The 19,270-nt window shown below is 67.4% G+C and carries 15 protein-coding genes and 1 tRNA gene; 6 read left to right on the forward strand and 10 right to left on the reverse strand.

What is annotated here, in order from left to right; genetic code table 11:
• On the forward strand, positions 1 to 1,140 hold the full coding sequence (locus tag QZ670_RS16655; RefSeq protein ID WP_294257342.1) for an OmpA family protein: 1,140 nt from the start codon (positions 1 to 3) through the stop codon (positions 1,138 to 1,140).
• 157 nt (positions 1,141 to 1,297) lie between these two features.
• Here the strand turns inward: QZ670_RS16655 and QZ670_RS16660 are convergent, their stop codons facing one another.
• Positions 1,298 to 2,032 (reverse strand): folate-binding protein, encoded by a 735-nt coding sequence (locus tag QZ670_RS16660; RefSeq protein ID WP_294257370.1) that lies wholly within the window; start codon positions 2,030 to 2,032, stop codon positions 1,298 to 1,300.
• A 46-nt stretch (positions 2,033 to 2,078) separates the two neighbouring features.
• Between QZ670_RS16660 and QZ670_RS16665 the strand changes: the two genes are divergently transcribed.
• Positions 2,079 to 3,404: a dihydroorotase gene (locus QZ670_RS16665; protein WP_294257344.1), complete on the forward strand. Its 1,326-nt coding sequence runs from the start codon at positions 2,079 to 2,081 to the stop codon at positions 3,402 to 3,404.
• 42 nt (positions 3,405 to 3,446) lie between these two features.
• On the opposite strand, the gene QZ670_RS16670 is transcribed toward QZ670_RS16665, so the two are convergent.
• Positions 3,447 to 4,238 carry a DUF1134 domain-containing protein gene (locus tag QZ670_RS16670; RefSeq protein ID WP_294257346.1) on the reverse strand — a complete coding sequence of 264 codons (792 nt, stop codon included), beginning with the start codon at positions 4,236 to 4,238 and terminating at the stop codon, positions 3,447 to 3,449.
• Between the two features lie 162 nt (positions 4,239 to 4,400).
• On the opposite strand from QZ670_RS16670, the gene QZ670_RS16675 reads away from it, so the two are divergent.
• Together QZ670_RS16675 and QZ670_RS16680 are read left to right on the forward strand one after the other, a co-directional pair.
• Positions 4,401 to 4,493, forward strand: a tRNA-Ser gene (locus QZ670_RS16675).
• A gap of 150 nt (positions 4,494 to 4,643) precedes the next feature.
• Positions 4,644 to 6,212 (forward strand): aldehyde dehydrogenase (NADP(+)), encoded by a 1,569-nt coding sequence (locus QZ670_RS16680; RefSeq protein ID WP_294257347.1) that lies wholly within the window; start codon positions 4,644 to 4,646, stop codon positions 6,210 to 6,212.
• Between the two features lie 53 nt (positions 6,213 to 6,265).
• Here QZ670_RS16680 and QZ670_RS20110 read toward each other — a convergent pair whose 3' ends face one another.
• The 4 genes from QZ670_RS20110 to QZ670_RS16695 all read right to left on the reverse strand — a co-directional run bounded on the left by QZ670_RS20110 (position 6,266) and on the right by QZ670_RS16695 (position 11,262).
• Entirely contained in the window at positions 6,266 to 7,066 is an 801-nt protein-coding gene (locus QZ670_RS20110) for a DUF2971 domain-containing protein (protein WP_365894676.1), read from the reverse strand.
• Between the two features lie 207 nt (positions 7,067 to 7,273).
• Positions 7,274 to 8,650, reverse strand: coding sequence for a glutamate--cysteine ligase (locus QZ670_RS16685; RefSeq protein WP_294257349.1), 1,377 nt, complete (start codon positions 8,648 to 8,650; stop codon positions 7,274 to 7,276).
• A 58-nt stretch (positions 8,651 to 8,708) separates the two neighbouring features.
• Entirely contained in the window at positions 8,709 to 9,449 is a 741-nt protein-coding gene (locus QZ670_RS16690; protein WP_294257351.1) for a 16S rRNA (uracil(1498)-N(3))-methyltransferase, read from the reverse strand.
• A gap of 49 nt (positions 9,450 to 9,498) precedes the next feature.
• Complete coding sequence (locus tag QZ670_RS16695; RefSeq protein WP_294257372.1) at positions 9,499 to 11,262, reverse strand: AcrB/AcrD/AcrF family protein; 1,764 nt, start codon at positions 11,260 to 11,262, stop codon at positions 9,499 to 9,501.
• A 102-nt stretch (positions 11,263 to 11,364) separates the two neighbouring features.
• Here QZ670_RS16695 and QZ670_RS16700 point away from each other — a divergent pair, with 102 nt between their 5' ends.
• Positions 11,365 to 11,784 carry a GtrA family protein gene (locus tag QZ670_RS16700; protein ID WP_294257353.1) on the forward strand — a complete coding sequence of 140 codons (420 nt, stop codon included), beginning with the start codon at positions 11,365 to 11,367 and terminating at the stop codon, positions 11,782 to 11,784.
• The gene (locus QZ670_RS16705; RefSeq protein ID WP_294257355.1) at positions 11,785 to 12,516 is read left to right on the forward strand and encodes a class I SAM-dependent methyltransferase; all 732 of its coding nucleotides are present in this window, start codon (positions 11,785 to 11,787) and stop codon (positions 12,514 to 12,516) included. It abuts the gene before it with no gap.
• 162 nt (positions 12,517 to 12,678) lie between these two features.
• Here the strand turns inward: QZ670_RS16705 and QZ670_RS16710 are convergent, their stop codons facing one another.
• The 4 genes from QZ670_RS16710 to QZ670_RS16725 form a co-directional block, all read right to left on the reverse strand.
• Positions 12,679 to 13,704: a glycosyltransferase family 2 protein gene (locus tag QZ670_RS16710; protein WP_294257357.1), complete on the reverse strand. Its 1,026-nt coding sequence runs from the start codon at positions 13,702 to 13,704 to the stop codon at positions 12,679 to 12,681.
• A 49-nt stretch (positions 13,705 to 13,753) separates the two neighbouring features.
• Positions 13,754 to 15,070 (reverse strand): Nramp family divalent metal transporter, encoded by a 1,317-nt coding sequence (locus tag QZ670_RS16715; protein WP_294257359.1) that lies wholly within the window; start codon positions 15,068 to 15,070, stop codon positions 13,754 to 13,756.
• 38 nt (positions 15,071 to 15,108) lie between these two features.
• Positions 15,109 to 16,914, reverse strand: coding sequence for a DUF885 family protein (locus tag QZ670_RS16720; protein WP_294257362.1), 1,806 nt, complete (start codon positions 16,912 to 16,914; stop codon positions 15,109 to 15,111).
• A gap of 206 nt (positions 16,915 to 17,120) precedes the next feature.
• On the reverse strand, positions 17,121 to 19,208 hold the full coding sequence (locus tag QZ670_RS16725) for a bifunctional (p)ppGpp synthetase/guanosine-3',5'-bis(diphosphate) 3'-pyrophosphohydrolase (RefSeq protein WP_294257364.1): 2,088 nt from the start codon (positions 19,206 to 19,208) through the stop codon (positions 17,121 to 17,123).
• Positions 19,209 to 19,270 lie beyond the last annotated feature (62 nt).

Consider the following 19,270-nt stretch of genomic DNA (forward strand, 5'->3'; position numbering starts at 1 on the left):
ATGCGGAAGCTTGCCGTCACTTTGGCGCTCGCCACGACCGCGCTCAGCACGCCCGCCTTTGCCCGCGACGACGCGTGGTATGTGGGTGTTGAAGGCGGCGCGATGCTCGTCGAGGACATTCACTTCGACGTCGGCGCCAGCCAGGATGCTGTGACGCAGAACAACAACCATGCCGGCTGGGATGTCGGTGGTACCATCGGTTATGATTTCGGTCCGTTCCGTGCGGAAGCCGAAGTCAGCTACCGCCGCGTTTCGGGTGACTCGGTCCGCACTGCGGTCGGCGTTCCGATCCGCACCGGTGCCGGCACCGCCGCGATCTTCCCGGCGGGTTCGTACGAGAACACCGGCAGCAAGACCTCGGCCCTGTCGTTCATGGTCAACGGCCTGCTCGACTTCGGTGACGACAACGGCCTGCAGGGCTTCGTCGGCGGTGGTGCCGGCGTGTCGCGCGTGAAGAACGACCTGTTCATCACCGGTACCGCCAGCACGCTGAGCGACTCCGACACCGTCTTCGCCTGGCAGGCGCTGGCCGGCGTCCGCGCGCCGCTCAGCAAGAACGTGGACGTGTCGCTGAAGTACCGCTTCTTCAACGCGCCCGACGTCAAGCTGGTCGACATCGGCGGCAACCAGTGGAAGGGCCGCTTCCGCTCGCACAGCCTTCTGGTCGGCCTGACCTACAACTTCGGTGCGCCGGAAGAGCCCGTCGCTCCGCCGCCGCCGCCGCCGCCGCCGCCGGTTGCTGAGCCGGCTCCGCCGCCCCCGCCGCCCCCGGCTCCGGAAGCCAAGGTCTGCACGCCTGGGCCGTACATCGTGTTCTTCGACTGGAACAAGTCGGACATCACGCCGGAAGCAGCGAGCATCCTGGACAATGCGATCAGCAACTATGCCGATTGCAGCAACACCAAGGTTGTCATCGCCGGCTACACCGACCGTTCGGGTTCGGCGAGCTACAACGTTGGCCTGTCGCAGCGTCGCGCCGACACCGTCCGCAGCTACATGGGTGGCAAGGGTATCCCCGACGCCGCAATGTCGGCTCAGGGCTTCGGCGAGAGCAACCCGCGCGTTCCGACTGCCGACGGCGTTCGCGAACTCCAGAACCGTCGCGTGGAAATCACCTACGGTCCGGGTTCGGGCATGTAATTGCCGCCTTCCCGCAAGGGATGGACGTGAAAAGAGGGGAGACCGGGCAACCGGTCTCCCTTTCTTTTTGCGCATGTACCAGGACCGTGCAGCGGGCGCGCTGCGCCATGCCGCGCGCTGGCGGCGGTTTAGGCCCTGTTCTCCGTTCCGATGCGGGTCAGACGTCCGCCGCGAGCGCAGCTGCGAGCCACTCCGGCACCAGCGCGTCGCCGAGCGCTTCGACGCGGCGCAGTTCGACCATTTTGCCCAGCGCGGGATAGGTGGCGCGGGTGCGATCGCCCGGTTCGGCAAGCGGGGCGACGACCAGCCGGCGGTTGACCTTGGCGCGATAGTGCATCCGCGCGGTGTTCTCCTGGCCGACATAGCAGCCCTTGGTGAAGCTCACCCCGTGCAGCTCCTGCGCGTTGCATTCCAGCCAAAGGGTCTTGTCGCTGCCGAGCTCGTCGGCGCCTTCGGTGACGCCGAGCGACAGGCGATGCGCATGCCAGCTGTTGGCCGCGCTTCCGCCCGCCGCATCGCCAAGCCAGCGGTAGCCCAGGGCCGCCAGCCGCGGATCGGGCACCGCACCCGGGTGCGGGGAGGGCGACCAGTGTACGCCTGCCGCGACCGGCTCGATTACGATCGCGCGGCGCAGGCGATACATGGTCAGCCGCTTTGCCAGCGCGTCGCGGGCGGTCGCCTCGCAGTCGATCAGGATCGCGTCGCCGTCCGCCCAGAGGAGGAAGTCGAACAATGCCTTGCCCTGGGGCGTGAGCAGACCCGCCCAGCGCGGCGTTTCGGCCGTGACGCTGGCCAGGTCCTGCGGCAGCAGTCCCTGCAGAAAGCCGCGAACATCGTCGCCGGAGAGGCGCAGCAGCGCACGATCGTCGAGCCAGGTGCTGGTATCGTCCATGCCGAACAGGTAGGACGCGGCCAACGCTCACGAAAGAGGCAAAGCCATGGCGAATGTCGAACTCAAGCTGCGCGGCGGTCGCGTGCATCTTCCCAGCGGACCGGCGGAGGTGGATGTCGGTGTCTCCGCCGGCAAGATCGTCGCGATCGGGAATGTCGGCGATGCGGGCGAGACAATCGACTGCACCGGGCTCGACGTACTGCCCGGGGTGATCGACAGCCAGGTCCATTTCCGCGAGCCGGGGCTTGAATATAAGGAAGATCTGGAGAGCGGCAGCCGTTCGGCCGTGTTGGGCGGGGTGACCGCGGTGTTCGAGATGCCGAACACCAAGCCCAATACCGACAGTGCCGACGCCGTGGCCGACAAGCTCCGCCGCGCGCACCGCCGCATGTGGTGCGACCACGCCTTCTATGTCGGCGCGACCAACCACAATGCCGAGCATCTGGCGGAGCTGGAGCGGCTGCCGGGCACCGCGGGCGTGAAGATCTTCATGGGCGCCTCGACCGGCGATCTGCTGGTGTCCGACGACGCCAATCTCGCGCGGGTGCTCGCCTCGGGCCACCGCCGCGTGGCGATTCATGCCGAGGACGAGTTCCGCATGCAGGAACGGCTCGGCGAACGGGTGCCCGGCGATCCTTCCTCGCACCCGGTGTGGCGCGACGACGAGAGCGCGATCCTCGCCACCCGGCGCATCCTGCGGCTGGCGCGCGAAGCCCGGCGGCGGATCCACGTCCTCCACGTCACCACCCCGGCCGAGCTGGAGCTGCTTGGGCAGAACAAGGACATCGCGACCTGCGAAGTCACGCCCCAGCACCTGACGCTGGCGGGCGAGGAGGCCTATCCCGCGATCGGCACCTATGCACAGATGAACCCGCCGATCCGCTCGGGTGCGCATCGCGACGGGCTGTGGCACTGGCTGCGCCAGGGTGTGCCCGACGTGCTCGGCTCGGACCATGCGCCGCACACGCTGGAGGAGAAGGCCAAGCCCTATCCCGACAGCCCCAGCGGCATGCCGGGCGTGCAGACGCTGCTGCCGCTGATGCTCAACCATGTCGCGGAGGGCCGGCTGACGCTGCAGCGGCTGATCGACCTGACCAGCGCCGGCCCGCAGCGGATCTTCGGGCTGGTCGGCAAGGGGCGCATCGTGCCGGGCTACGACGCCGATTTCACCGTGGTCGACCTCAAGGCGCGCTGGACGGTGGACGAGGCCTGGCTCGCCTCGCGCTGCGGCTGGTCGCCGTTCACCGGCATGGAGCTGACCGGCCGCCCGGTCGGCACGATCATCCGCGGCAACCGGGTGATGTGGGAAGGCCAGCTCGCCAACCAGGCGATCGGCGAACCGGTGAAGTTCGAGGCGGTCGAATTCGGCTGAGGCTGGGGGCGGGGCTGCCGAGGCGGCCCCGCCCTCACCCGATCAGAAGGGCAGCCAGCGCTGCTTTTCGCTGAACTTCATATAGCCGGCGTTGACGCCCAGCCGCCAGCCGACGCCCAGCCGCACCGGGATCAGCACGATGTCGCCGCGGCGGAGATACGAGGCCGAGAAGCCGCCGACCAGATAGGCATGGCCCTCGCCCTGCGGGAATCGCTTGTAGATCTCCTGGCTGTCGTAGAGGTTGTAGACCAGCACGAACACCTTGTTGGCGTCGCCGCCCAGGTCGAAGCCGATCGACGGGCCGGTCCAGTAGATCGGGCGCTGCCCCTCGACCTTGTGGAACATCTGCCCCTTGCCGTAGCGCAGCCCGACGCCGATCGCGCCCGAGGCCTCGCTGCCGGCGATATAGGCGTTGGGCTTGCCCTGGTCCTTGAGGATGTCCTCGAGCAGCTTGGCGAGGCCCGAGGCGCCCTTGCCGAACGTGCCTTCGGCGGCGGCGAGCAGATCGTCCTTCTCGAACGTGTCGGTCGCCGCCTGGCGCGCGGAGGTTGCAGAGGGATCGGCCGCGGCGGGGCTGGTCGGCGCGGTCTGCACGGGGGGCGGGGGCGTATCGATCGGGGGCGGGGCCGTGTCCGCGGGCGGATAGGATTCCTGCATCTGCGTCGTGGCGGGCGGCGGCGCGCTCTGCTGCGGCTGTCGCTGCTGCGGCGGCGACTTCAGGTCCGAATCGATCGCGGTATTGGGGTCGATCGTCGTCATCTGGGCGGCGGCGGGGACGCTGCCCAGCCCGGTGACGGCAACTGCCAGAAGCGTGAACCAACCCGATCGCATCATCAAAATTTCCCGAACCCTGCTGCTTTTGCGGCTGCCATCCTAGGGGCGCAGGGCTGTCGCGGCAATGAATGGGCGCCCGATCGACTCGATTTCACGTTCATGTGGTTATCCCCGTTGATTGCGGGCGAAGGGCTCGTTATAGGGCTCGACCTCGGCGCATCCGGAGACGTGGGTGAGTGGCTGAAACCAGCGGTTTGCTAAACCGCCGTACGGGGATTACTCGTACCGAGGGTTCGAATCCCTCCGTCTCCGCCATCTGACCGCTGCCGCGGCTTACTCCGACAATTGACGCGATCCGCACTCCGTGGTTGAACCGCGCCCGCGCGGCCCCTAAGTCGCGCGTGCGGCTTGTTACCGCTAACCTGCATTTTCAGAATCATCCTCGACTATCGGAGAGATCTCGTCATGGCGCTGACCGGAGAATTGTTCATCGCATCGAAGCGCGTTGCCCGCGACGCCGGCTTCCGCGCCGTTGCCGCCGCCACCGGCAGCGAGATCGAACCCAGCTTCAGCACGGCGACGCTGGAAGACGTCGATTCCGCCTGCGCCGCCGCTGAGGCCGCGTTCCTGCCCTATTCGAGCCTGCCGCGCGAAGAGCGCGCCAAGTTCCTCGAAGCCATTGCCGAGGAGATCGAGGCGCTGGGCGACGAACTGATCGAGCGCGCGATGCAGGAAAGCGGCCTGCCCCAGGCCCGCCTCCAGGGCGAGCGCGGCCGCACCGCCGGCCAGCTGCGTCTGTTCGCCAAGGAACTGCGCCTGGGCGATTATCTCCGCGTCCGCATCGACCATGCGATCCCCGATCGCGCGCCGCTGCCCAAGCCGGACCTGCGCCTGCGCATGGTGCCGCTGGGCCCGGTCGCCGTGTTCGGCGCGTCGAACTTCCCGCTCGCCTTCTCGACCGCGGGCGGTGACACCGCTTCGGCACTCGCCGCCGGCTGCCCGGTGGTGGTGAAGGGCCACCCGGCGCATCCGGGTACGGCCGAGCTGGTCGCGACCGCGATCCAGCGCGCCGTGGAAAAGACGGGCATGCCCGAAGGCGTGTTCTCGATGGTCGCCGGTACCGCCAATGAGCTGGGCGAGGCGCTGGTCCGCGATCCGCGCATCACCGCGGTGGGCTTCACCGGCTCGCGCGGCGGTGGCCTGGCGCTGGTCCGCATCGCGCAGAGCCGCCCGGTGCCGATTCCCGTCTATGCCGAGATGAGCAGCATCAACCCCGTCTTCCTGCTGCCGGCGGCGCTGGAAGCCCGTGCCGAGGCGCTGGGCAAGGGCTATGTCGCCTCGGTGACGATGGGCGCCGGCCAGTTCTGCACCAATCCCGGCCTGGTGCTTGCGCTGGAAGGCCCGGCGCTGGAGCGTTTCCTCGCGGCTGCCAGCGAAGCGATGCTCGGTGCGCCGGCGCAGGTGATGCTCACCCCGAACATCCACAAGGCCTATGAGAGCGGCGTGGCGAAGCTCGCGGGCGTGTCGACCGTCCAGCAGATCGCGCAGGGCGTCGAAGCCCAGGGCCCGACCTGCGGGCGCGCGGCGCTGTTCACGATGAAGGGTTCGGACTTCCTCGCCGACCCGAGCCATGCCGAGGAAATCTTCGGCGCGACCTCGCTGCTGGTGCGCTGCGCCAATGTCGACGAGCTCAAGAAGGTCGTATCGCTGCTCGAAGGCCAGTTGACCACCACGCTGCACATGGACGACGCCGATGTCGCCATCGCGCAGGAACTGCTGCCGTCGCTGGAGCGCCTGGCCGGCCGCATCCTCGCCAATGGCTGGCCGACCGGCGTCGAAGTGACCGACGCGATGGTCCATGGCGGGCCGTTCCCGTCGACCTCGGACGGCCGCAGCACCTCGGTGGGGACGCTGGCGATCGACCGCTACCTGCGCCCGGTGTCGTACCAGGACCTGCCGGAAGCGCTGCTCCCGGCGGACCTGCGCGATGGTGCCGGCGTGCCGGCGCGGGTGGACGGCAAGCCGACGGTTTGAGGCTTTTCTAAGCTCCCCTCCTGCTTGCAGGAGGGGAGCTCGATTTGCCGCTATCAGATTTGAGCTATTTCTAACGCGAAGTGAGTGTCACTTATTTTCGCGTCGTATTGTTTTAGGTTGAGTGGACTCTGAGAAAGTAGGCCCTCAACAAATTTCCGATCATCCGTAGACATTTTGGCCCCAAATATCACTCCGCAGAGTACCTCTGGTGGAAACTTGCGGTGGCCAGGCGGTGACCCATAATCCACCATTCGCTTCTCTCTCTCGTATTCCCAGTCGATCGCTTTGGTGAGTACAGCGTCCTCAAAGGATTGCTCATCGAAGGTCCGTGTGCCCTCGATTATCGGCCGATCCTTTTCATATTTGACGTCGAACGCCAACCATGGGTTCGGATCCAGACGCTCATGGAAAACGAAGCAAATGCCTTTGTGAGAGTTCGCGTAATGCGCCCACATCAAAACGGAGTCGGGAAGTGACGAGAAACAGGTCACGGCTGACGATTTGAGAAGATCTCTAAGCGAATCTCTCATAAGAATTGCGTTCTGTCGCCGACCGCGCGCTCGAATTTCGCGTTTCTGAACGCGGCGGTCATATCGCGAGCTTGAAATGCTACTTCGCGCTGCCTGTGATATGAAGGATTCTTGCCTGAGCTTCGACATGGACCACTGAACTGTTGGTGCGCAGTCAAACGGATCGTTGAAGGATGCTGGGCTCTGCCAGTACATGCGATTGTGAAGAATGATGTCGCGTGCTGTATCTCTGCCGTAAGGTCCTTCGAGAGACCTGTACTTGAAGAGCCAAAGTGGATCACCTGCAAACGGGTGTTCTGTCGTCGAGGCTTCGCTTTGCTCCATGCTTCCAGCTTATGCCAAAGAAATTGACAAGCCAACAGTGGCGGAGAACGCGATCACCGCCGCTTGGCCTGATCCAAAGATTTCGCGCGACGCGCGGCAAACTTCGCTTCCACCTCCTCATTGCTCGCGCCTTCGCCACGCCGAATTGACTCGCGCGCAAGCTCGACCTTCCGCGTCAGGAAGGTCAGATAGCCGTCGCAGCTGCCGTCAGAACTTTGCCTCGCCATAGACCCGCGTGATATCCCCCTGCCAGTCGCCGTGATAGCGATCGAGCAGGATCTGCGCCGGTACCTTGCCGGTGCGCACGATCTCGCGCAGCGGGTCGAGGAAGCCGGATTCGTTGTCGCCCGAGCCGTTCAGCCGGTTCCGCGCCTTGAGCCCCGCGCCGGCGATCTCCAGCACTTCGCCGGCGATATCTGCCAGCTTGCCGCCGCCGGGGAGGGGGGCATCCAGCGCCAGCTTCGGCACCGCGCTGCGCAGCGCTTCGCGGCCTTCCATCGACCAGCCCTTCACCAGATCCCAGGCGGCATCGAGCGCGCCCGAATCGTAGAGCAGGCCCACCCACAGCGCCGGCAGCGCGCAGATGCGGCCCCAGCGGCCGCCATCGGCGCCGCGCATCTCGAGGAACTGCTTCATCCGCACTTCGGGGAAGGCGGTGGAGAGATGGTCGGCCCAGTCGTCCATCGTCGGCAGCTCGCCGGGCAGGACCGACAGCTCGCCCTTCAGGAAGTCGCGGAAGCTGAGGCCCGCCGCGTCGATATACTTGCCGTCGCGATAGACGAAGTACATCGGCACATCGAGGGCATAGTCGGCATAGCGCTCGTATCCGAAGCCGTCCTCGAACACGAAGGGCAGCATGCCGGTGCGGGCCGGATCGGTGTCCGACCAGATATGGCTGCGATAGGAGAGATAGCCGTTGGGCTTGCCCTCGGTGAAGGGCGAGTTGGCGAACAGCGCGGTCGCCAGCGGCTGCAGCGCCAGGCCGACGCGGAACTTCTTCGCCATGTCGGCTTCGCTGGCATAGTCCAGGTTCACCTGGATCGTGCAGGTGCGCAGCATCATGTCGAGCCCGAGGCTCCCCACGCGCGGCATGTGGCGCAGCATGATCTCGTAGCGGCCCTTGGGCATGATCGGCAGCTCGGCGCGGGTCTTGTCCGGCCACATGCCCATGCCGAGGAAGCCGATGCCCAGCCGGTCGCCGACGGCCTTGACCTGCTTCAGGTGGCGGCCGGTTTCGGCGCAGGTGTCGTGGAGATTCTCCAGCGGCGCGCCGGAAAGCTCGAACTGGCCGGCGGGCTCCAGGCTGATCGCGCCGTCGGGGCCGGACAGGGCGATGACATGCTCGCCTTCGTAGATCGGCTTCCAGCCGAATTCGGTGAGGCCGATCAGCAGCGCATGGATGCCGCCGCGCTCTTCATAGCTGGGCGCGCGGTGGCTGCCGTCCATCCAGTAGACGAACTTCTCATGCTCGGTGCCGATGCGCCAGCGTGTCGCCGGCTTCTCGCCCTTGGCGAAATATTCCACCAGCTGGGCGCGATCCTCGATGACCGCCGCGGTCTTGGTCGAAACGGTCTTGGTGCTCATTTTCGCGCCCTTAGCGATGCCGGCGAAACGACGCCAGCGGATTTTTGTACCGTTCGGTTTACCAGTCGCCCGCGGCGCCCATCCACAGGCTTACCGCCGCCGCTGCCGCGGTCTCGGCGCGCAGGATGCGGGGGCCGAGCGCGATTCCGATCGCCTGCGAAACGGCGCGGATTGATTCGCGTTCCTCCGCGTCAAATCCGCCCTCGGGGCCGACGAGGATCGCGGCCGGGCCGGGGCGCGCGCGCATCGCCTCCAGCGCCGGCAGGCCGCCCGTTTCGTCGGCGAAGAACAGGGCGCGATCCGCCGGCCAGTCGCGGAGCAGGGCGGGGAGCTTCACCGGTTCGACCAGTTCGGGCAGGGCGGTGCGGCCGCATTGCTCGGCTGCCTCGATCATGTGGCTGCGCAGGCGATCGAGGTTGAGGCGATCGATCACGGTGCGGCGGGTGAGGACAGGAACGAGGCGCGCGACGCCCAGTTCACACGCTTTTTCGGCCACCCAGTCGATCCGGCCCTTCTTGACCGGCGCGGCGCAGAGCCACAGGTCCGGCACCGCCTCATGCGGGCGGAGCTGCTCGGTGATCTCCAGCGTCAGGTCGCGCTTGCCGACATCGCGGGCGATGCCGAGCCATTCGCCGTGCACGCCGTCGAACAGCTTCACCGCTTCGCCCGGCTTCATCCGCATCACCGAACCGAGATAATGCGCCTGGGGACCGTCGATCCGGCGCAGGCCGGGTTCGAGCGGACCTTCGACGAACAGGCGAGGGGCGGATTGCGGCGGCCAGGCGGGGGTTGCGGGCATGGGGCTGCTGTAGCCGCGCCATGCCCCGTCCGTCCATCCGGGCGCGGCGTTACTGCCCTTGGTAGCGGATCTTCCAGAGCTTGTAGGGGGAGCCGTCGGGGAGCGCCACCGGTTCCAGCCAGTCCGGCACCTGCCCCTTGGCGAGCTGGGCGTAGAAGCCGACCGGGTTGTGCGACCGGTAGACGGTCGTCTCCGCCATGTTGGGGCAGAGCAGCAGGTACGCCGCCTTGTGGCGCGCGGCGATCGGGCGGAAGCCGTCGGCGGTGCCGGTAAAGGCGTGGTGGACGTCGAGGATCGCCTGGCCGTTGCGGTGATAGGGGCCCGCGACCGCATTATGGTGCGTCACCACGATCAGCCGCGGCCCAAGGTCGACCTGGGTGAACATCGTGGCGGCGGGGATCGCGTCCAGCGTGCGCAACTGCGAGGTGCGGGTGCAGGCGATGTTCGCCTGGCGCACCTTGTCGCTGCCGGGCCTGGCGGCGGTCTTGTTGACCCAGGGCATCTTCACGCCGCTGGCGACCACGCCGACGATGGCGAAGGCAAGCACCGCCACGCCGATCCGCACCCACAGCGGCCCGCGCCGGACGGCCAGCGGCACCAGGATCCAGATCAGCGCGGTGATGCCGGGCACCGCGAGCAGCTGCGCACCCGGCGCCGCGCGCATCTGCCACAGCAGCATCGCGGCGGCGAAGGCGGTGAACAGCGCGACGGCAACCCAGCCGACCAGCTTCGGGCTGCGTCGCGCGTTCCACACCGCGAGCAGCGCGCCGAGCAGGCCGAGCCCCGCAACGATCGCGACCGGCACTGCCGTGTCGGCCGGATGGCGGTAGATCGGCCGCGCCTCGCGGACGTTCGACAGCCAGGTCTTGTACAGCTCGTCGGAGACCTGCTCGGGCCGCCCGAGGCATTGCGGGAAGAAATGGATGAAGCCCGCCACGATCAGCCCGCCGGCGACCAGCGCCAGCGCCAGCCGCACCCAGCGCGACGCGGGGTTGGCCAGCGTCATCGCTACCAGCAGCGCGCCGGCCGCGACCAGCACGCTCAGCCATACCGGCGTCAGCGCGTCGCAGCGCATCGCCTGGTTGGCGGTGGAGGCAAAGGCCGCGAAGCCGATCGCCGAGCCGCCGCCGAGCGTGAGGCCATAGACCATCAGCCGGGCCCGCTCGGCCGCGTCCCAAACCCAGCGCAGCGCCAGGATCGCGCCGGCCATGGCGCAGAAGGGAAGGAGCTCCAGCCCGATCGAGAGTGAGAAGGCGCTCGCCAGCCCGACCGTCGCGCCGCCCCGCTCGCCCCTCGGGTCGGCGATGCCGGCGACGGTCATCGCCAGCGCGGCAAGCTGCCAGCCATGATGGTCGATGCGCAGCGGCGCGTACATCGGCAGCGTCGTGGTGCACACGCTCACCAGCAGCACCAGCGCGATCGGCCAGGCGAAATTCGACACCAGACGTCGCACGGTCAGCGCGAGCCCGGTCATGGTGATCGACAGCGGCAGGAGCGGTGCGACGCCGCACGCCCATTTCTCCGCCGTCGCCATGCCGACGAACGGCTTGAGCAGCAGGATCAGCCCGGCGATCGGCAAATCGACGATGCGCGACCAGTGGATGTCGAATCCGCCCAGCGCCGGGTCCATCCGATACTGGCGCAGATCGTACCAGCCCTGGCCCGCCAGCAGCGCGCGGACCTGCATCAGCCGCATATTGTCGTCGGTGTCGCCCAGCGTCAGCCAGTAGATATTGCCCTGGCGCTGGGTGATGAACCACACGGTCACGCACGCCCAGGCGACCAGCGTCCACAGCAGCCAGTGGCGGTCCATTTCGTCTCGAACGCGGAAAAGCCGCTGAATCTTGGGCGTCAAAATCGCTTTCCTCGGATGCTGCCGCGCATTAGGGCGAGCCCCGGTCAGAGGGCAAGCGAGATGACGGCGGTACTACAGCGAGTGGAAGCATTGCGGGCCAGCGGGGTGCTGGGCCAGCTGATCCGCTTCGTCATCGTCGGGGGGCTCTCGACGGTGGTCTATGCCGCCGTCTACTGGCCGCTCGCCACCTATGTTATCAACCCGGTGGTCGCTTCGGTGGCGGGCTTCCTGGTCGCGGTGGTGTTCGGCTATTTCATGCACAGCCGCTGGAGCTTCCAGGGGCACGGCGCCGAGGAAAATGCGGCGCTGAAACTGAAATTCTTCGTCGTGCAGGCGACGGGCATGCTGCTCAACGCAGGCTTCACCTGGCTGCTGACCGGCCCCTGGGTCCATGGACCAACCTGGTGGCCGCTGGTGCCGGCGGTGCTCGTCACGCCCTTCGCGACTTTCGCACTCAATCGCTTGTGGGTTTTCGGCTGAATGGACCGTATCGTTTACGACCGCATGGCGGCGCATGATTCCACCCACTGGTGGTACCGCGCCCGCCGCGACATCCTCGCCGACTATCTGGCGCGCTATGGCGCGGTGCCGAAGGACGCCAGGATCCTCGAGATCGGCTGCGGCACCGGGCATAACCTGCCGATGCTCGGCGCGTTCGGCGAGGTCGACGCGATCGAGATCGATCCGGCGGCGCGTGCGATCGCCAGCGAACGGCTGGGCAAGCCGGTCGGCGCCTCGCCGCTGCCCGAGCTGACCGGGGTGGAGCCGGCCAGCTACGACCTGATCGCGGTGCTCGACGTGGTCGAGCATATCGAGGACGACGTGGCGGCGCTGAAGGCGATGGCGAGCGTGCTCAAGCCCGGCGGCAAGATCCTGATCACCGTGCCTGCGCACCAGTGGATGTGGAGCGCGCACGACGTGGTGAACCACCACAAGCGGCGCTATTCGAAGGCGACGCTGCTCGCCGCGCTGGACAAGGCGGGGCTCAAGTGGCGCAAGCTGCGCTGGTTCAACTCGCTGCTGTTCCCGGTGGCGGTCGCGGCGCGCTTCGCCGGCAAGCTGATGGGCAAGGACGACAGCGACGATTCGCCGCCGCCCGCGCCGCTCAACAAGGCGTTCGAGACGATCTTCGGGCTGGAGCGGCATCTGCTCGGCCGGCTGCCGATGCCGCCGGGGCTGTCGATCATCGTGATCGCCGAGCCGAAGCCTTAAGCATGGTCCGCCCTTTTCTCCCCTCCCGCTTGCGGGAGGGGCAGGGGGAGGGTGTGTAAGGGAAGCGGGCGACGGCGGTGCAGCAAGAGCCGCCACGTCGCACCCTCCCCTAACCCCTTCCGCAGGCGGGAGGGGGATTTGAAGGGCGGGAGGTTGCCCGACCTACTCCGCCGCGTCGTTGTGCCGTGCCTGGGGCGACACGCTGATCGTCCCCGAATCCTGCTGGCGGTACCCCAGCGAGGCATGCGCCTGCACCGGCCCCGCGACGTCGGCGATCAGGTACAACGGCCGCCGCTTCGACTCGACATACAGGCGGCCAAGATACTCGCCGATCATCCCCAGCACGAACATCTGCACCGCGCCCAGGATCACGACGACCAGCATGGTCGAGGTCCAGCCCTGGATCGCATGCCCCATCGCCCAGGCGACCAGGATGTAGAGGATCAGCAGCACCGAGGCGCCGGTCAGCAGCAATCCGACATGGCTGGCGAAGCGCAGGGGCGCGGTGGAGAAGCCGGTGATCGCGTCGAGGGCGAAGCGGATCATCTTGCCGAGCGGGTATTTGGTTTCGCCTGCGTGCCGCTCGTGCCGGTCATAGACGAAGGGCACCTGGCGGAAGCCGATCCAGGCCACCATGCCGCGGATGAACCGTGCCTGCTCGGGCAGCGACAGCAGCGCATCGAGCGCCCGCCGGCTCATCAGGCGGAAATCGCCGGTGTCGAGCGGGATCGGCGTGTCGGTGATGCGGTCCAGCATGCGGTAGAAGATCGCCGCGGTCGCCTTCTTGAACAGGCTCTCGCCCTCGCGCTTGCGGCGCACGGCATAGACCACGTCGGCGCCCTGCGCGGCCATGGTGGCGCGCATGTCGGTGAGCAGCTCGGGCGGGTCCTGCAGATCGGCGTCGATGATCAGGATCTGCTCGCCGGCGCACAGGTCGAGGCCCGCGGTGAGCGCGAGCTGGTGGCCGTGGTTGCGCGACAGGTTGATCGCAACGAGGTGCGGATCCGCGGCGGACAGGCGCTGCATCACCTCCCAGCTGCGGTCGCGCGACCCGTCGTTGACGAAGACGATCTCGTAGGACTCGCCGACTGCCGCGCGCGCGGCAGCGCTGACGCGGCCGTGGAGCATGTCGAGGCACGCTTCTTCGTTGTAGCAGGGGACGACGACGGAAAGCTGGGGACGTTTCATGATCGCCGCTCTGTAGCGCTGCCGGAACGGCCCGTCGAGCGGGCGCGCATCAGGCGAACAGGCTCGAAACGAGCCACACATTGGCGCCCGTAATCCCGGCGAACAGCAGCCAGCCGATCGCCTGCAGCCAGACCGGGCTGGCGAAGCGGCCCATCAGCTTGCGATCGCCAGTGAGCAGCAGCAGCGGCGCCATCGCGAAGGGAAGGCCGGCGGAGAGCACCACCTGAGTCAGCACCAGCAGCCGTCCCACCGCGCCGTCGCCAAGCAGCAGCACGCCGGCCAGCGCCGGGAACAGCGCCAGCCCGCGCGTGATCAGGCGGCGGACCCAGCAGGGGATCTTGAGATCGAGGAACCCCTCCAGGATCACCTGCCCCGCAATGGTGCCGGTGAAGGTCGCGCTCTGCCCCGAGGCGAGCAGCGCGATGCCGAACAAGGGTGCGGCGATCGCGGCGCCGGTCGCGGGGACGAGCAACCGGTAGGCGTCCTCGATCTCGCGCACGCCGGTATGGCCGTTGGCGTTGAAGGCGGAGGCCGCGACGATCAGGATCGCTGCGTTGACGAAGGTGGCGGCGAGCAGCGCGGCGATGATGTCGAACTGGGCGTAGCGTACCGCCTCGCGCTTGGCGGGTTCGTCGGTACCCGAGACGCGGGTCTGTACCACCGAGCTATGCAGGTAGAGATTGTGCGGCATCACCGTCGCGCCGAGGATGCCGATCGCAAGGTACAGGGCATGCGGGTCCGCCAGGCGGGCAGGGTCGGGGATCATCCCCGCCAGCACCGCCCCGCCGTCTGGCGGCGAGAGGAACAGTTGCACCACGAAGCATGCCGCGACCGTGCCGACCAGACCGAGCATGATCGCCTCCATCTGGCGGAAGCCTTGCCCCTTGAGGCTGAGCACGATCACCACGTCCAGCGCCGTGATCAGCACCCCGATCCACAGCGGAATGCCGAGCAGTAGCTGGAAGGCGAGTGCGCTGCCGAGCACTTCGGCAACGTCCGTTGCGATGATCGCGAGTTCGGCGAACACCCAGAGGAATCTGGCGACCCCCGGGGAATAGCGGTCGCGCACCAGCCGGGCGAGGTCGCGCCCCGTCGCGATACCCAGCCGCGCGCAGAGCGACTGCAGCACCATCGCCGCCGCGCTCGACGCGAGGATGACGAACAGCAGTCCATAGCCGTAGCGCGAGCCCGCTTCGATATCGGTCGCCCAATTGCCGGGATCGATATAGCCGACCGAGACCAGCAGCCCCGGCCCCATATAGCGCAGCAGCTTGGCCAGCGGCGAAAGACCCGCGGGCACGCTCACCGTGCCGCGCACTTCGGAGGGACAGAAGGGCGCAGTGGCGGTGCGGGGCAGCTGGAACATCGACGTGCTTCTATCGCCCCGCACCTTTTCCCGCCAGATCAGGCAACGCCGCGGGCGCGTTCCTCGACCAGCCGTTCGAACATGGTGAGCGGCATCGCGCCCAGCCGGATCACCTCGTGGAACTGCTGGAGATCGAACTTGTTGCCCGCGATCTTCTGGGCATTGGCGCGGGCGCGGGTCCAGGCGATATGGCCGAGCTTGTAGGCACAGGCCTGGCCCGGCATCGTGCAATAGCGCTCCACCTCGCGCTGCGAGCGCGGCCGGGCGAAGCCGGTGTTCTGGACGATGTAATCGGTCGCCTGCTCGCGGGTCCAGCGCTGGGTGTGAATGCCGGTATCGACCACCAGCCGCACCGCGCGGAACAGGAAGGACTGGAGATAACCGGCGCGCTCCAGGGGCCCGTGATAGGCGCCGAGCTCGTCGGCCAGCTGCTCGGCATAGAGCGCCCAGCCTTCGGTATAGGCGCTGAAGAAGCCGAACTTGCGGATCAGCGGGCCTTCGGCGGCCTGCGCAGTGCTGATCTGGAGATGGTGGCCGGGCAGGCCTTCGTGGAAGGTGAGCGCGGGCAGCGAATATTTCGGCCAGTCGGCGACGCTCTTCAGGTTGATCCAGTAGATGGCCGGGCGCGAGCCATCCAGCGCGGCGCGGGTGTAATAGCCGTTCGAGGCGCCGTCCTGGATCTCCACCGGCACCGCGCGGATCTCCAGCGGCGCCTTGTTGGGGTTGAGGAACGCCTTGGGCAGCAGCGTGGCGACGTTCTGGATGCCGGCGTTGAGGCCGGCGATCAGCGCGGCGCGGCCCTCCGCCGTGTCCGGGTAGAGCTGATCGGGACGTTCGTTGAGCGCGGTCAGCCGCGCGCCGACGCTGCCCTGGGTCATGCCCTGCGCCTTGAGCAGCGCATCGAGCTTGGCGCTGATCTCCGCTACCTGCTCCACGCCCATCTTGTGGACCTGATCGGGGGTGAAGCTGGTGGTGGTCCACTGCTCCAGCGCGGCGGCGTAGATTTCCTGGCCGCGCGGCACGTCCCACAGGCCGGCCGAAGGGCGGCCCTTGGCGTGTAGGTCCTTGATCAGCGCATATTGCCGATCGAGCGCGGGATAGACCTTCTCGCCGACGATCTTGGCGGCACGCGCCTGCCAGTCGCCCTGCAGCTGCCTGGCGGCGGCGCGGCGGACCAGCGACTGGGTGAGGGTGTTCGCGGCCGGATCGGGCTGGCGCAGCTTGGCCATCTGCGCGAGCGTCAGTTCGAGGCAGAAGGCCGGCGCGACCAGCCCGCGGCCGGCGGCTTCCTTCTGGTCGGCCGTATCCTGGTCGAGCACCCCGGCGAAGGCGTCCAGGCGGTCGAGATAGGCCTCGGCATCGTCCTGGGTGACGATGGTGTGGCTGGAGTTGAGGAAATCCGGCGTCGAGAAATAGGCGCCGCCCTGCTGGGTGATCGGGAAGGGGCGGCCGACCGAATCGATCTGGAACTTGTCCTGCGACACGGTGGCGCTGCGCAGCGAGTAGAGCACCACTTCGCGGTCGAGCCGGGCAGCTTCGGACAGGCTGGCGGGGTCGAACGCCTCGATCTTGGCGATCGCGGCCTTGGTGTCGGCGAGGTTGCGCGCCTTGGCGGCGGCGCTGCCGTCGCTCAGCTTGTGCTTGAGCGCGGCATTGGGGCCCTTGTCGAAGCCGAGCGAGGTGGCGAACTCGGGCGAGCGCTGGATGCGCTCGGCGACGATCTGGTTGTAGACCGCATTGATCTCGGCATCGCGGGTGCCGGCCATGGCGGCGCGGGCGGCGGCGGGGAGCAGGGCGGCCAGTGTGGCGGTGCTAGACGAGGCGAGGAAGGTACGACGATCCAAGGCTTTTCCCCAATTCTATAGTTCGAACGGGGGAGGGTAGCGGCGATTTACCGAAGGTCCAGAGCGTATCCTCCCCGCCGGGGGGAGGTGTCAGGCGCAGCCTGACGGAGGGGGAGGAAGCACGCAGGCTCGAGAGGTTCTGGCATCCTCCCCCTCCGTCGCCTTCGGCGCCACCTCCCCCTGGCGGGGGAGGATACGGGTGCAGGTCACACCCGTTCGGCCGAACTCACCGCATCCGCCGCGCGGAGTGCCGCGAGCAGCTTCATCAGGTGCGCGGCGTTGCGCACTTCCAGGTCGATCGTGTTGGTGTGGAAGGTCGTGTCGCGGTTATCCAGCCGCAGGCCGAGGATGTTGGCCTTGTGCTGACCGATCAGCGTTGCGACCGTGCCCAGCGCGCCGGGTTCGTTCTTCAGCGTCACCGCGATCTCGGCGACGCCGCCATCGGCCTTGTCGCCCCAGGTGAGGTCGACCCAGTCGGCTTCCTCGACATCGGCGAGGCTCGGGCAATCGATGCGGTGGACGACGATCGGCTGGTCGGGCTTGCGCACGCCCAGGATGCGGTCGCCCGGCACCGGGCAGCAATCCTCGGCATAGGTGAACGCGACGCCCGGCGTGAGGCCCTTGATGTCGATCGCATGGTGCTGCGGCGGCAGCTGGTCGTCCTCGCCGCTCGCCGAGCCCGGCATCACCGCTTCCATCACCTGCCGGTCGGTCAGGCTGCGGCGGGCGATCGCCTCCATCAGCGATTCCGCATCGGGGAGTTTCAGCCGCTTGAGCGCCTCGCCCAGCGCGCCTTCGCCCGGCGGGGCGGGCAGCCGCGCGACGATGTCCTCGTAGAGCTTGCGGCCCAGCCGGATCGTCTCGTCGCGCTCCTTGTGGCGGAGGTGCCGGCGGATCGCCGCGCGCGCCTTGCCGGTGATCGCGAAATTGAGCCAATTGGGCTGCGGCTCCTGCGCCTTGGAGCGCAGGATCTGCACCTGGTCGCCCTGCTCGATCTCGGTGCGCAGCGGCACCACTTTGCCGTTGACCTTGGCGCCGACCGCCTGGTCGCCGAGATCGGTATGCACGGCATAGGCGAAGTCGATCGGCGTCGCGCCCTTGGGCAGCTGGATCAACTCGCCCTTGGGGGTGAAGGCGAAGATGCGATCCTGGTACATCGCCATGCGGGTATGCTCGAGCAGCTCTTCCGGGCTCTCGGCATGTTCGAGGATCTCGATCAGGTCGCGGATCCAGCTGACCTGCGTGTCCGGCCGCACCGAACTCTGCTTGTAGGCCCAGTGCGCGGCGAGGCCGAATTCGGCCTGGGCGTGCATGTCGCGGGTGCGGATCTGCACTTCAACGCGGGTATCCCCGGCGTGCATGATCGTGGTGTGGAGCGAACGATAGCCGTTGCGCTTCGGCGTGGAGATGTAGTCCTTGAATCGGCCGGGCACCATCGGCCAGCGGCGGTGGATCGCGCCGAGCGCCCGATAGCATTCCTCCTCGCTGTCGACGATCGCGCGGAAGGCCATGATGTCGGAAAGCTGTTCGAGGCTGACATGGCGCTCGGACATCTTCTTCCAAATCGAATAGGGATGCTTCTCGCGCCCCGTCACTTCGGCGTTGATGCCGCCGCGCCCGAGCAGCAGCTTGAGGCCCGAGGCGATCTTGAGCACCCGGTCCTCGCCCTCGACGCGGAAGCTGTCCAGCCGCTTGGTGATCGATTCATAGGCTTCTGGTTCGAGTTGGCGGAAGGCGAGCGTCTGCATCTCCTTCATGAACTCGTACATGCCGATCCGCTCGGCGAGCGGGGCATAGATGTCCATCGTCTCCTTCGCGATGCGGCGGCGTTTCTCCGGCTTCGCGATGTGATGCAGCGTGCGCATATTGTGGAGGCGGTCGGCCAGCTTCACCAGCAGGACGCGGATATCGTCCGACATGGCGAGCAGGAACTTGCGCAGGTTTTCGGCGGCGCGCTCGCTTTCGGTCTGCGCCTCGATCTTGGACAGCTTGGTGACGCCGTCGACCAGCCGCGCGACATTGGGACCGAACAGCCGCTCGATCTCGTCATAGGTGGCGACGGTGTCCTCGATCGTGTCGTGCAGGATGGCGGTGGCGATCGTCTCGTCATCCAGATGCAGGTCGGTGAGAATCCCGGCCACCTCGATCGGATGGCTGAAATAGGGATCGCCCGAGGCACGCTTCTGGCTGCCATGCGCCTTCATCGAGAAGACATAGGCGCGGTTGAGCAGCGCCTCATCGGCCTGGGGGTCATAGTCGAGCACGCGGTCGACGAGTTCATACTGGCGGAGCACGGGATCAGGTTTGCGTGGGTGGGTTGGGCATTGCAACATTTTTGATGCGATCAGGGTGATCG

This window comes from uncultured Sphingomonas sp., from assembly GCF_913774285.1.
Classification (GTDB): Bacteria; Pseudomonadota; Alphaproteobacteria; order Sphingomonadales; family Sphingomonadaceae; genus Sphingomonas.

Bases quoted from the DNA above. Each gene is read 5' to 3' on its own strand.
- QZ670_RS16655 (WP_294257342.1), top strand. From the start codon at position 1: ATGCGGAAGCTTGCCGTCACTTTGGCGCTCGCCACGACCGCGCTCAGC.
- QZ670_RS16660 (WP_294257370.1), bottom strand. From the start codon at position 2,032: ATGGACGATACCAGCACCTGGCTCGACGATCGTGCGCTGCTGCGCCTC.
- QZ670_RS16665 (WP_294257344.1), top strand. From the start codon at position 2,079: ATGGCGAATGTCGAACTCAAGCTGCGCGGCGGTCGCGTGCATCTTCCC.
- QZ670_RS16670 (WP_294257346.1), bottom strand. From the start codon at position 4,238: ATGATGCGATCGGGTTGGTTCACGCTTCTGGCAGTTGCCGTCACCGGG.
- QZ670_RS16680 (WP_294257347.1), top strand. From the start codon at position 4,644: ATGGCGCTGACCGGAGAATTGTTCATCGCATCGAAGCGCGTTGCCCGC.
- QZ670_RS20110 (WP_365894676.1), bottom strand. From the start codon at position 7,066: ATGGAGCAAAGCGAAGCCTCGACGACAGAACACCCGTTTGCAGGTGAT.
- QZ670_RS16685 (WP_294257349.1), bottom strand. From the start codon at position 8,650: ATGAGCACCAAGACCGTTTCGACCAAGACCGCGGCGGTCATCGAGGAT.
- QZ670_RS16690 (WP_294257351.1), bottom strand. From the start codon at position 9,449: ATGCCCGCAACCCCCGCCTGGCCGCCGCAATCCGCCCCTCGCCTGTTC.
- QZ670_RS16695 (WP_294257372.1), bottom strand. From the start codon at position 11,262: ATGGACCGCCACTGGCTGCTGTGGACGCTGGTCGCCTGGGCGTGCGTG.
- QZ670_RS16700 (WP_294257353.1), top strand. From the start codon at position 11,365: ATGACGGCGGTACTACAGCGAGTGGAAGCATTGCGGGCCAGCGGGGTG.
- QZ670_RS16705 (WP_294257355.1), top strand. From the start codon at position 11,785: ATGGACCGTATCGTTTACGACCGCATGGCGGCGCATGATTCCACCCAC.
- QZ670_RS16710 (WP_294257357.1), bottom strand. From the start codon at position 13,704: ATGAAACGTCCCCAGCTTTCCGTCGTCGTCCCCTGCTACAACGAAGAA.
- QZ670_RS16715 (WP_294257359.1), bottom strand. From the start codon at position 15,070: ATGTTCCAGCTGCCCCGCACCGCCACTGCGCCCTTCTGTCCCTCCGAA.